The organism is Bradyrhizobium sp. USDA 3397, assembly GCF_054060965.1.
Map to the genome: position 1 here is coordinate 2,929,072 of NZ_JBSSDS010000001.1, position 12,210 is coordinate 2,941,281.

The 12,210-nt window shown below is 65.0% G+C and carries 11 protein-coding genes; 4 read left to right on the top strand and 7 right to left on the bottom strand.

Annotated elements, in window-relative coordinates; genetic code table 11:
* Positions 1 to 57: 57 nt before the first annotated feature.
* Complete coding sequence (locus ACVWYQ_RS13890) at positions 58 to 1,017, top strand: bifunctional helix-turn-helix transcriptional regulator/GNAT family N-acetyltransferase (protein WP_404543372.1); 960 nt, start codon at positions 58 to 60, stop codon at positions 1,015 to 1,017.
* A gap of 256 nt (positions 1,018 to 1,273) precedes the next feature.
* Here ACVWYQ_RS13890 and moaB read toward each other — a convergent pair whose 3' ends face one another.
* Positions 1,274 to 1,834, bottom strand: a complete 561-nt coding sequence (gene moaB, locus ACVWYQ_RS13895) for a molybdenum cofactor biosynthesis protein B (protein ID WP_271538261.1) — start codon at positions 1,832 to 1,834, stop codon at positions 1,274 to 1,276.
* Between the two features lie 158 nt (positions 1,835 to 1,992).
* On the bottom strand, positions 1,993 to 2,934 hold the full coding sequence (gene ypfJ / locus ACVWYQ_RS13900) for a KPN_02809 family neutral zinc metallopeptidase (RefSeq protein WP_036006315.1): 942 nt from the start codon (positions 2,932 to 2,934) through the stop codon (positions 1,993 to 1,995).
* Between the two features lie 418 nt (positions 2,935 to 3,352).
* On the opposite strand from ypfJ, the gene ACVWYQ_RS13905 reads away from it, so the two are divergent.
* From ACVWYQ_RS13905 to ACVWYQ_RS13915, 3 genes are all read left to right on the top strand, one after another.
* Complete coding sequence (locus tag ACVWYQ_RS13905; protein WP_036037228.1) at positions 3,353 to 4,483, top strand: site-specific DNA-methyltransferase; 1,131 nt, start codon at positions 3,353 to 3,355, stop codon at positions 4,481 to 4,483.
* Positions 4,484 to 4,678: 195 nt separating this feature from the next.
* On the top strand, positions 4,679 to 5,005 hold the full coding sequence (locus ACVWYQ_RS13910; RefSeq protein WP_225147847.1) for a hypothetical protein: 327 nt from the start codon (positions 4,679 to 4,681) through the stop codon (positions 5,003 to 5,005).
* Between the two features lie 129 nt (positions 5,006 to 5,134).
* Positions 5,135 to 5,815: a glutathione S-transferase family protein gene (locus ACVWYQ_RS13915; protein WP_404543374.1), complete on the top strand. Its 681-nt coding sequence runs from the start codon at positions 5,135 to 5,137 to the stop codon at positions 5,813 to 5,815.
* A gap of 161 nt (positions 5,816 to 5,976) precedes the next feature.
* On the opposite strand, the gene ACVWYQ_RS13920 is transcribed toward ACVWYQ_RS13915, so the two are convergent.
* The 5 genes from ACVWYQ_RS13920 to ACVWYQ_RS13940 all read right to left on the bottom strand — a co-directional run bounded on the left by ACVWYQ_RS13920 (position 5,977) and on the right by ACVWYQ_RS13940 (position 12,170).
* The gene (locus tag ACVWYQ_RS13920; RefSeq protein ID WP_404543375.1) at positions 5,977 to 7,986 is read right to left on the bottom strand and encodes a HAMP domain-containing methyl-accepting chemotaxis protein; all 2,010 of its coding nucleotides are present in this window, start codon (positions 7,984 to 7,986) and stop codon (positions 5,977 to 5,979) included.
* Positions 7,987 to 8,254: 268 nt separating this feature from the next.
* Positions 8,255 to 10,801 carry an HWE histidine kinase domain-containing protein gene (locus tag ACVWYQ_RS13925; RefSeq protein ID WP_456725707.1) on the bottom strand — a complete coding sequence of 849 codons (2,547 nt, stop codon included), beginning with the start codon at positions 10,799 to 10,801 and terminating at the stop codon, positions 8,255 to 8,257.
* Entirely contained in the window at positions 10,798 to 11,382 is a 585-nt protein-coding gene (locus tag ACVWYQ_RS13930; RefSeq protein WP_404543377.1) for a biliverdin-producing heme oxygenase, read from the bottom strand. Before ACVWYQ_RS13930 ends, ACVWYQ_RS13925 begins: the two co-directional genes overlap by 4 nt.
* A 124-nt stretch (positions 11,383 to 11,506) precedes the next feature.
* The gene (locus tag ACVWYQ_RS13935) at positions 11,507 to 11,722 is read right to left on the bottom strand and encodes a DUF1127 domain-containing protein (RefSeq protein WP_404543379.1); all 216 of its coding nucleotides are present in this window, start codon (positions 11,720 to 11,722) and stop codon (positions 11,507 to 11,509) included.
* 4 nt (positions 11,723 to 11,726) lie between these two features.
* Complete coding sequence (locus ACVWYQ_RS13940; protein ID WP_198400037.1) at positions 11,727 to 12,170, bottom strand: nuclear transport factor 2 family protein; 444 nt, start codon at positions 12,168 to 12,170, stop codon at positions 11,727 to 11,729.
* Between the last annotated feature and the right edge of the window lie 40 nt (positions 12,171 to 12,210).

The window sequence follows — 12,210 nt, forward strand, 5'->3', positions numbered from 1 at the left end:
GAGATACTTGCCAACGTCAATCAATTAATTGACAATGGCAAATATCGAGGTGATCCCATGCTATCGAAAGCTTCGTCATCAAGCGCCGTGGCCGAACAGGCCGCCGACGACCACGTCGCAGCGGTTCGCGCCTTCAACCGCTTCTACACCCGCAAGCTCGGCGTGCTCGACCAGCACCTCGGCAAGAGCCCGTTCTCGCTCAGCGAGGCGCGGGTGCTCTACGAACTCGCCCAACGCGACGATCTTGCGGCAAAAGAGATCGGACACGAGCTCGGTCTCGATCCCGGCTATCTCAGCCGCATCGTCCAGAGCTTCGACGAGAAGGGGCTGATCACGCGAAAGCCCCTGCCCGCGGACCGCAGGCAATACCAGCTCAGCCTGACCGCCAAAGGCCGGCAGGCTTTCGTCAAGCTGAACCAGAGCTCGCAAAACGAGGTCGCCGCGATGCTGGCTCAGCTTTCACCCGGCGATGCGACGCGGCTCACGCAGGCGATGGCGACCATCGAGGCCGTGCTGGAGCAACGCCGAAGCTCGCCCGCTTCTTTCATGCTGCGCAGCCATCGCGTCGGCGATATGGGTTGGGTCGTCTCCCGCCAGGCTGCCGCCTACGCCGCGGACTACAATTGGGACATTAGCTACGAGGCGCTGGTCGCCGAGATCTGCGCACAGTTCATCAGGAATTACGACGCCGCGCGCGAGCACTGCTGGATCGCCGAGGCCGGCGGCGAGCCGGTCGGCTCGGTGTTCCTGGTCAAGGCCACGGACGAGATCGCCAAACTCCGCCTGTTGCAGGTTGAGAAGAAAGCACGGGGCCTCGGCGTCGGCCGCGCCCTCGTCGAGCAATGCATCCAGGGCGCCCGCGAGCGCGGCTACAGCAAGATGACGCTGTGGACGCAGAGCATTTTGGTGGCCGCGCGGGGGATCTACAAGAGTGCGGGGTTCAAGCTGGTCGCGACGGAGCCGCATCACAGCTTCGGGCAGGATCTGATCGGCGAAACGTGGGAACGGGATCTCTGACTGTTTTTATTCAACAACGCGCGCCGTGACCTTACCCTCCCCTGGAGGGGTCCTGGAGGGGGAGGGTCGGCTCACATGGAGCGCAGCGAAATGTGAGACGGGGTGGGGTGACGGTCTCTCCACATCCAACACTGCCGGAGTGGAGAGATCACCCCACCCCGCTCGCGCTGCGCGCGATCGACCCTCCCCCTCCAGGGACCCTCCAGGGGAGGGTAATCCGTGCCTCGATCAGTTGGACATCATCCGTACAACGCGCTCACACCGTCGCGCCCTGCGCCTTTGGCCTTCGCAGATGCTCGTCCAGCCGCGGCATGATCTCGACGAAGTTGCAGGGGCGCGTGCGGTAGTCGAGCTGAGCCGCCAGGATGCCGTCCCAGCCGTCGCGGCAGGCGCCGGGCGAGCCCGGCAGGCAGAAGATGTAGGTGGCGCCCGCCACGCCGGCGGTGGCGCGACTCTGGATCGTCGACGCCCCGATCTTGGCGTGGCTCAGCATGTGGAAGGCGATCGAGAAGCCGTCCATGCGCTTCTCGAACAGCGGCTCGATCGCCTCGGGCGTGACGTCGCGCCCGGTAAAGCCGGTGCCGCCGGTGGTGATGACGACGTCGATGCCGCTATCGGCGATCCAGCGGCGGATCACGTCGCGGATCGCCTCGACATCGTCGGTGACGATCTCGCGCGCGGCGAGATGATGACCCGCAGCGGTGAGACGATCGGCGAGGGTCTGACCGGACTTGTCGTCGCTGAGCGCGCGCGTGTCGGACACCGTGAGCACCGCAATGTTGAGCGGGATGAATTGTTTGGATTCGTCGATGGCCATGTTGCGTCTTTCGTGTCCCGGACAAGGTGCGGCGCATCAGCGCCGCGCCGCAGAGCCGGGACCCACTTCAGAGGCTTGGGCAACCGGCAATATGGGCCCCGGCTCTGCAGCGCACCGCTGAAGGCGCGCCGCGCTGCGTCCGGGGCACGAGCCTTTCCTTACAACGCCCCCGCACCGAACGTGTTGCAGGCCTGGACCGTGCCCTGCTGGTACCCGATCATGAACCATTGCTTGCGTTGCGCCGCCGAGCCGTGGGTGAAGGAGTCGGGCACGACGCGGCCGGTGGCCTGGCGCTGCAGCGTGTCGTCGCCGATCGCGCTTGCCGTGGTCAGCGCGGCCTCGATGTCGCCGGGCTCGAGGAAGTTCGGACGCTTCTTCGCCTCGCGGTTGACCCAGACGCCGGACAGGCAGTCGGCCTGCAGCTCCACCTTGACCTGGAGCGCATTGGCCTCGGCCTTCGAGCCGACCTGCTGCTGCAGCCGCGTCACACGCGGAATGATGCCGAGCAGGTTCTGGATGTGATGGCCGACCTCGTGCGCGATGATGTAGGCGGTGGTGAAATTGCACGCCGACTTGCCGGAGCAGCCGCGAAAGCGGGTCTCGACCTCGCGGAAGAAGGCGGTGTCCAGGAAGATGGTCCGGTCGGGCGGACAATAGAACGGCCCCATGGCCGACTGCGCCATGCCGCAGCGGCCGCCATTGGTAGCGTTGCGGAACAGCACGATCTTCGGGCCGGTGTACGACTGGCCGTTGGCCTGGAAGATCTCGCTCCAGCGATCGTCGAGCTCGCCGAGGATGCCGGAGATCATGCTGCCCATCTCGTCGGTCGGCGCGCCGCGCTTGCCCGAGGAGGCCTGGCGATCGGTCTGGTAGGTCGGCGCATGGCCGCCGCCGGAGAGGATCTCGGCGCCGCCGATCAGGATGCGGGGATCGATGCCGAAGGCGTAGCCGACCAGGCCGAGGATGATGATGGTGCCGATGCCGAGCCCGCCGCCGCCCATCGGCAGGCCGAACCCGCCGCCTCCGCCGCCGCCAAAGCCACCACCTTCGTCGCGACGATCCTCGATATCGTCGCTGCGGCGGAAGTCATCGTAGCGCATGGCGGCCTTTCCTCTGGGGTCCCTGATTTAAGTTTCGACGGCGCACAGAAACGCGAAAGCTCAACGCGCCACATACGTAAAATTTCCGTTGCTTTTATCAATATCGTGGCCGGCAAAAATTGCCTAGTGCGACAGCCTGTCGATGCCAGCAAATTTTTCCGAGGGCCGAGCAATTTTTTCCGAGAGAAATTTACAGCCTTTTTCCCGCCACGATCGATCTCGCGAGGCGCGCAAGCGCGAAATACACTGTAAAACAAGGCGAATGCGCGCAACAATTTGCGCGCGAACGATGATGCGGGGAGTGCTCACGAAAGCGGCGGGTTAAGTCGATTTTTACTTTGCCCCTTCAATGTAACGGCCAGTCGGTTGTTTGGTCCCGCGTCGCCGACAGCGTCGCCTGAGTCAGAGTTCTTGAGTCATGGTAGAGTCGCGTCGCGGGGCGTCTGCAAGGGCGCCCCGCACAAATTTTGAGTCCCCATCGCATCGCATCATCGTCGGCGATTGCGTCGCCGAGATGTCGAAGCTCCAGGCAGGCAGCGTCGACCTGGTGTTCGCCGATCCGCCCTACAATCTGCAGCTCAAGGGCGACCTCAAGCGTCCCGACGAATCCCATGTCGATGCCGTCAACGACGACTGGGACAAGTTCGATTCGTTTGCCGCCTACGACGATTTCACCCGCGCCTGGCTGCTCGCCGCACGCCGCGCCATGAAGCCGTCGGCGACGATCTGGGTGATCGGCTCCTATCACAACATCTTCCGCGTCGGCGCCATCATGCAGGATCTCGGCTTCTGGCTGCTGAACGACATCGTCTGGCGCAAGACCAATCCGATGCCGAATTTTCGCGGCCGCCGCTTCACCAACGCGCACGAAACCATGATCTGGGCCGCGCGTGACGAGAAAGCCAAGGGCTACACGTTCAACTACGAGGCGCTGAAGGCCGCCAACGAGGACGTGCAGGCGCGGTCCGACTGGCTGATTCCGCTCTGCACAGGCGAGGAGCGCCTCAAGGGCACCGACGGCAAGAAGGTGCATCCGACGCAGAAGCCGGAAGGCCTGCTGGCGCGCGTGCTGCTGTCCTCGTCCAAGCCCGGCGATCTCGTCATCGACCCGTTCAACGGCACCGGCACCACCGGCGCGGTCGCCAAGCGCCTCGGCCGCTCCTATATCGGCTTCGAGCGCGACAAGACCTATGCCAAGGCGGCCGAGGCGCGCATCGCCAAGGTCGAGCCGTTGCCGGAAGAGAGCCTTGCCCCGTTCATGACCGCGCGCGAGGCACCGCGCGTTGCGTTCTCCGAGCTGATCGAGCGCGGCATGATCATGCCCGGCACCAAGCTGTTCGACGCCAAGAAGAAGCTCGGCGCATTGGTGCGCGCCGACGGCGCCATCATGCTGGGCGACAAGGTCGGCTCGATCCACCGCATCGGCGCGGTGGCGCAGGGCGCACAGGCCTGCAACGGCTGGACCTTCTGGCACGTCGAGACCAAGAAGGGCCTCAAGCTGATCGACGAGTTGCGTGCCGAGATCCGCGCCGGCATGGCGGCGGAGTAGCTTTCCTCTCCTAAGTCATTCCGGGGCGCGCGCAAAGCGCGCGAGCCCGGAATCCATCCAACAGCGTCCCATGCCGCCCAATGGATTCCGGGCTCGCGCTTCGCGCGCCCCGGAATGACGGCGGCGTGAGTTGAAAGCCGCGCCAACCAGGACTAGATTCGCCCGACTAGCCCCCTCCTGACCGGTTGGGCTCCCATGCGACGACAGTCCGAGACATTGCTGCTGGTGCCGCTGCTGCCGATCTTCCTGGTCGGCATGTTTCCGATGTTCCTGATCGCGCTGCTCGGATTCTTCGGCCTGGCGCTGTTCGGCGTGCTCGTGATCTGCGTCGGCCTCGCCAGCAGCAACGAGGCGCACGACAATTTCAACCACGACGTCATCGTTCACGGCTATGCGCGCGGTTCGGAGCGCGCGGCGCGCGCCTCCGACATGCATCTCGCAGCGCGGCTCGGCCTGCGGCTGGAAGCCGTTGGTGCGGCCATGGTCATCGCGGCGGCAATCGGCCTTTGTTACGCCGCCTGATCTGCGTACCGCGCAGACACCGCCCGGCAAACTCGCCGGTTGCTCTCTCGGACGAGGTTCAGGCAAGACAAGGCTCGCCCAACGACGCCGCGTCCGCGCGCGGCAATATAGACACCGGGGAGATGCTGGATGCTCAAGTTCTATTTCAATGGATCACCGAACCCGACCAAGGTCGCGCTCTTTCTCGAAGAATCCGGCCTGTCTTTCGAGCCGGTGAAGATCGACACCCGCAAGGGCGAGCAGTTCACGCCGGAATTCCTGAAAATCAATCCGAACGGCAAGGTGCCGGCGATCGACGATGGCGGCGCCATCGTGTTCGATTCGAACGCCATCCTGCTCTATCTCGCCGAGAAGACCGGCAAATTCCTGCCCGCCAACCGCGCCGAACTCCTATCCTGGCTGATGTTCGTGGCCACCGGCGTCGGGCCCTATTCGGGTCAGGCCGTGCACTTCAAGCATTTTGCGCCGAAGGAGCAGAACCACGACTACGCCCATAACCGCTATCAGTACGAGACTGACCGCCACTACAAGATTCTCGACGCTCACCTGAAGGACCGCCGCTACATGGTCGGCGACAGCTATTCGATCGTGGACATGGCGATGTGGGGCTGGGCGCGGATGGTGCCGTTCAAGCTCGGCGACGAGGCCTTTGCGCGATACCCGAACGTGAAGCGGCTGGTCGACGAGATCTCGGCGCGCCCGGCGGCGGCGCGCGCCATCGCCCTGAAGGACAAGTTCACCTTCAAGGCCGAGATGGACGACGAAGCGCGCGCCAACATGTTCAAGCACATGACGACCAAGGTGGCCTGATCGCGCCGCACCGCTATTCGAGGCCACGCGTATGCGCGTGGCCTCTTGCGTTCGAGACTCTAAAGCGCGATGCGATCAGGATGGAGCGTCATCGCGCTTTAGGTTGGTTGTTCAAGCATGATCTCTTCGGAAAAGCGCTGCACACTTTTCCGGATCATGCTTTAGGCGGCGTGGACCGAGCTCAGGAACTTGGCGACTTCCTGCTTCAACCGGTTGCTGTCGGCCGACAGCGAGCGCGCCGCCGACAACACCTGCGAGGAGGCCGAGCCGGTCTCGGAGGCGCCGCGCTGCACGTCGCCGATGTTGGACGAGACGAGCTGGGTGCCCTGGGCCGCCTGCTGGACGTTGCGGGAGATCTCCTGCGTCGCCGCGCCCTGCTGCTCCACGGCCGCGGCGACCGTCGACGCGATCTCCGACAGCCGCTCGATGGTGCCGCTGATCTCCCGGATCGAGCCGACCGACTCCTCGGTCGCGGCCTGGATGCCGGAGACCTGCTGGGCGATCTCGCCGGTGGCCCTGGCCGTCTGCTCGGCGAGCGCCTTGACCTCGGTAGCGACCACCGCAAAGCCGCGGCCGGCTTCTCCCGCACGCGCCGCCTCGATCGTGGCGTTCAGCGCCAAGAGGTTGGTCTGGCCGGCAATGGTGCTGATCAGTTCGACCACGTCGCCGATCCGCGCGGCGGCCTTGGAGAGCGCGCCGACGCGCTCGTTGGTCCGGCTCGCCTGACCGACAGCCTCGGTGGCGATGCGGGCGGATTCCTGCACCTGGCGGGCGATCTCGGAGACCGAGGAGGAGAGCTCCTCGGTCGCAGAGGCGACCGCCTGCACATTGGCCGAGGCCTCCTGCGAAGCGCTGGCGACCTCCGTCGAGAGGTCCTGGGCACGCGCGGCAGTCGTCGTCAACGTGCCGGCGGAGGCTTCGAGCTCGCCCGATGCCGACGACACCGTGTTGACGATCTCGCCGACGGCCTGCTCGAACTGATCTGCGAGCCTCGCCATGTCTTTCCTGCGGTTCTCGGCCTGCCGTGCCTCGAGTTCGGCCTGCTCGGCGCGCATGCTCTCGGTCTCGATCATGTTGTCCTTGAAGACCTGGATCGCCTTGGCCATGTCGCCGATCTCGTCGGCCCTGCCGCGGCCGGGAATCTCGACCTCGAGATTGCCGCCGGCAAGCCGCCCCATCGCCTGCGTCATCGAGGTCAGCGGACCGACGATGCTGCGGGCGATGAGGAAGGCGACGATGCCTCCGAACAGGATGGCGAGGCCGCCGGCGATCTCCTGCACGGTCGTCGTTCCCGCGATCACGGCCTCGGCGGTGGTGCGCGATGCCTGGTAGTCCTCCTTCAGCGTCGTTTCCGCCACCTTGAGCTTGCCGATGCTGTCGACGATGAGGGGCGCGAGGCTCTTGTTGTAGATCTCGTCCGCTTTAAGCATCGCTGCGGAGGTCGTCTCGAACGCCGTCTTGTAGGTTTCAAGCGAGGTCTTCACCGGCGCCAGCGTGGCGCGCAACGCCGCCGCCTGCGGGCTCTTTTCGAGTGCCCCGAGCCGTTGTAACGCCCTGTCGATGCTCGCCCTGAAGGTCGCGGGGCCCTGCGCATCGCGAAGGGCCAGAAAGCGCCAGTTTACGATCCTCACGAGCAGGATTCGGGATTCGAGATCGGCGACGAGGGAAGCGGTATCTTCATCGACGGCGGCGCGCGCCACGTCGACGAGCTTGTTCGTCTTGGTGGCCAGGTCCTCGCCACTCGGCAGCAGCGTCGCCTTGCCCGTTCTCGTCTCGTTGACGGCGTCGCCGAGATTGTCACGCAGGCGTCGCATTTTCGCGATCTCGTCGATCAGGCCGTTGTAGAGCGCGCGCCGCTCCTCGGAGAGCGTCCCCTGAGCGCCGACCCGGAGCAGCTCGCTCGCCGCGGTCTCGCGCTCTTGCGCTTCCTTCATTGCGGATTCGTTGCCGTCGTAGACGTAGCGCAAATTGGCCCGCTGAATAGCCTGCAGATGGGCCGATATTTCCAGCACCCGCGCCGTGCTGTCCGAGAGGGCGGATTGTTTTGCGACCTGATCCTGCACGTCCCGCAAATTCCAGACGGCAACCACCGCCATCACGATACCCACCGCCACCAGGGCCATGAAGCCTGCGTACAGGCGTCCCCTGATCCGCAAACGAAATTTCGGCATTCCCACTGTCCACCCAGATGCATGTGAATTAGAGGGGCCGAACGACTCCGGCGATCGTCACGGCCACTCCGACAGCCGCACGCCGCGCCCCGGCGGCCTACGCTGCACCGCGATACAATGGGGGACACTTCTTAATTGAACCTTCAAATTCCTCGCGCGCCCGATCTCGACCCGTACCAAATCTGCCGATTTTGGCGGCAGCTATGCAAAGCCGCATGCGAATCCGCTGTGCCATGCACGCCGATGCATACTGTTCGTCAGGGGATGGCTATTGGGCGCCGGCCTGTTGCAACTTGCCGAGTGCATTCTCGACCACTTCCAGCGTGTAGGGCTTCTGGACCACCGGCGCGGAGGCCAATTGCTCGGGGATCGGCGCGCGCTCGCCATAGCCGGTCGCGAAGATGAAGGGCACCCCGATCTCCTTCAGCTTCTGCGCCACCTTGATGCTGCTCTCACTGCCGAGATTGAGATCGAGCAGAGCAAAGCTCGGCCGCGAACGCTCGATCGAGCGCAGTGCCTGGTCGACGGTTGCGGCGGTGTCGACGTGGCGGGCGCCGAGGTCGAGCAGGATGACCTCCGCGGCCATCGCGATAATCAGGTTGTCCTCCACGATCAGGGCCGTGTCGGAAATCCGTGGACGGGCAGATTGCTGCTCCTCGATACGCATGGCGGCTCCCGCGATGGATGGGACGAGCTGGACGAAGTTGGGCGGAATGACGAACTTCGCCTGGACGCCCAGGAGGTCGAAACGGATCTCGGCATCGCCCTTGAGATCGAACGGCACCGACCGCTCGATGATGGTGGTGCCGAAGCCGCGCCGCGACGGCGGCTGCACGGGCGGCCCGCCGCTCTCCTTCCACTCGATGACGAGGCTGGAAGACGGGTCGAGGCGCCAGACCACCTCGACACTGCCGGTGGAATCGGCAAGCGCGCCGTACTTGGCGGAATTGGTCATCATCTCATGAACGACGAGCGCCAGCGTCGCGAACGCCTTTGGATCGAGCGCGACGTCCGGACCGCCCATCTTCACCCGGTCTGCGCGCGCACCGAGGTACGCGCCGGCCTCGGACTCGACCAGGGTGCGGAGCGCGACGGGTGCCCAGTTCAGGTTCGTGATCTGGTCGTGGGCGCGCGCGAGGGCCTGGATGCGGCCGCCGAGCACGCTCGCAAACTCCTCGATGCCGGTCGCGGTGTCCTTGCTCTGCGCCACCAGGGCGCGCACGAGGCTCAGGATGTTGCGGACGCGGTGATTGAGCTCGGCGATCATCAGTTCCTGCCGCTCCTGTGCCCCGCGTCGCTCGCGCGCGGCGAGGTCGGACAGTTGCAGGATCACCTCCAGCAGCGTGACGCGCAGGCTCTCGGCGATGCGGATATCGGCCGCCGACCACGGCTTCGACTGCCCCGCCACCGTTTCCTGCCATAGCTCGAAGCTCTTGCGCGGGGTGAGGCGCGGCCCGTGCGGACCTTCGTCGTAGACCTTGTTGGGATCGGCGGCCCATTTCACCGAGCGCGTGACCTCGCGACGGAAGAAGATCAGGCAATCGCGCGGGATGCGCGAGATCGGGATGGCGAGAAAGCCCGCCGCACGGTCACGGAAGGCCTGGCCGGCGGCGTAGACCTCGGCGATCTCGGCGCTGGCGAAGATCCGGCCCGGCGAAGTCCGGTTGATGAAGGCGACGAGATCCTTCACCTCATCTTCGGTCGGAGTCTCACCCTCGAGCGCGATGGTGTTGTCGGACCAGACTGCGACGCCGTCGCACTCGATCATCTTGCGGTAGTCGCCCAGGAAATCGACGATCGCCCGCCGGCTGTGGTCATGCGAGGCAGCGTTCTCGATCAATCGTTCCTGGACCAGATGCGCGCGAGCCTCATAGGCGACGTCGCCCTCGCGCTCGCGGCCTTCCACGATCCACGAGAACATCTGACCGAACAGTTCGGAGGCCGTGCGCTTGTCGAACGAAATGTAGCGCGGCGAATAATGGTGGCAGGCAAACAGACCCCACAGCTTGCCGTCGCGCAGGATCGACACCGACATGGAGGCGGCAACGCCCATGTTGCGCAGATATTCGATGTGGATCGGCGACACCGAGCGCAGCACGCTCATCGACAGGTCGAGCAGTCCCGCATTGTGCGTGGCCGTGGACATCAGCGCGGCAGGCCGCGCGTCGACGTCGGCGATGATGCGCAGCCAGTTGCGCTGATAGAGCGCGCGCGCCTGCCTTGGGATGTCGGATGCAGGGTAACGCAGGCCGAAAAAGGATTCGAGCCCGGACTTCGCCGTCTCGGCGATCACCTCGCCGGACCCGTCCGGGTGAAACTGATAGACCATGACGCGGTCGAAGCCGGTCAGCACCTTGAGCTGACGCGCCGCCTCGCGCGTGAGATCGGCCATGCCGCGTGTCTTGCGGATCCGCTCGAGCATCAAGCGCACGAGCTCGCCGGAATTGACGCCCGGCTCGTGGACGCTCGGCTCCGCCTCGATGATCAGATAGACGCCGGAGAGATGAATCGAAAGATCGAAGGGTGGCTTGCCGGGCTGCAGCTCGACGCCGAACAGGCGTTCGGTCGCATCCGGACCGCCGAGATGATCGACCCGGCTGCGGATCGTTTCGACCGCCGCCTCGGAGATCACGCCCGACAGCGGCCGCTGCAGCAGGTCGGCAACATCCGTTCCAAGGAAGCTCTCGACGTTGTCCGACGCCATGCAGATCGTGAAATCGGAGAGCACAGCCAGCAGGAAGCCAAACGGCTGCACGCTGCCGGGAATGTGGATCGGCTCGCGATCGCAATTGGTGAGATTGACGGCCTGGTTCATGCCCGGTCCGCCGCCTGCTCGAATGCGGCGAAGGTGATGCGAGCCGCCTCGATCGCCTCGTCTTCGTCCCAGCGCTCGTCGGTTGCAAGTTTCGCCAGGAAACTTTGCCAAAACCGCCTGCCGGTGCCGTGACTGAGATAGGCGACAGCTTCGCAAGTCCGCGGATCGGCGGAATCGGCGACCATCTTCAGCAGGAATTTTGCCCCGAGACGGGAGCCTTCGAGCACATACATCGTGCCCACAACGCCGCTGCGCGTTAGTGGGGGCACCGACACCAGCCGCGGCACCGCGCTGCCAAGGCGCTCGAGATCAGCCAGAATTGCCGGGCTTCGCGATCGCTCCGGCCAGTCCGGGAAAGCCCTGCTGACGCCGGCCTCGACAAGTGCCGTCTCGAGTGGCAGCAGGGCGCCGGCACTGGCTTGCAGAAAGCGACGATAGCCGGAGAGCTCGGTCAGATCGAATGCCGACAGCTGCGCGTCGAGGTCGCGGTGCGCAGCCGACGTTGCGTCTCTTAGTCGTTCGCGGAGTCCGGAGAAGCTGCGGCCTACCTGCGTTGAAACGTCCGAAGCCACAGCCAGCATGAAATTCCCGAGAACGCAGGTTGCCGCGGGCGCGGCGCGCCCGGCAACCGAGGGAACGCCGGCGGCACGCAATAGTTCCGCCGGCCTGGCACCGCGAGGGGCGAGACATCGGGGTCCGCTCCGTTCATTTCTGCCGAACCGGCTTTCTGAGCTCGTGCTCGATCTCGCTCCAGGACACCCCGAAATCCTGAAGCTCGCGTTCGGTCATGGCCGCGAGCTGATAGCGGACCCGAGACCGCTCGCGCCGAGTCTGCATGAGTTCCAGCAGCGTCCGACAGGCCCGCACAAATATCGCGGGCCGTGACGAACAGGAGCGGCCGGTGGACACGACCTCGTCCAAGCCGTTAGCCCGCGGCCCTCGCGGGGGCTTGCGGAAACGGGCCGAGCGCCTTCTCGGTCAGCATGGAGTCGCAGTACTCGCGAATCTCCTTGATCTTGCCGTCCTCCAGACGAAAGACCAGGCAATAGTCGTTGTCATAACGCACGCCCTCGGGCGTGACGTTATCGCCCTTGGCTTCCACCACCACGATGTCGCCATCGGCGATGAAGCGATGGGCGATGGTTCGCGTACGGTCGCGCAGGCGCGTGCGGACATAGCCGTGGAGATCTTTGAGGATCGCCTCCTTGCCGGCAAAGGTGCGCGACCAGGAATATTGCCCCGTGACGACCCATTTGGCGTCGTCGGCGAGACTTGCGCTGAACAGGGCGCGGTCGCGCGCGGCCGGATCGGGATTGGCGGCCGCAGCAAAGATATCCTGCAGCAGTTTCTTGTTGGCGCTCGCGTTCATGTCGGCATCTCCTTGTGGTGACAACGCCGAGATCATCGCC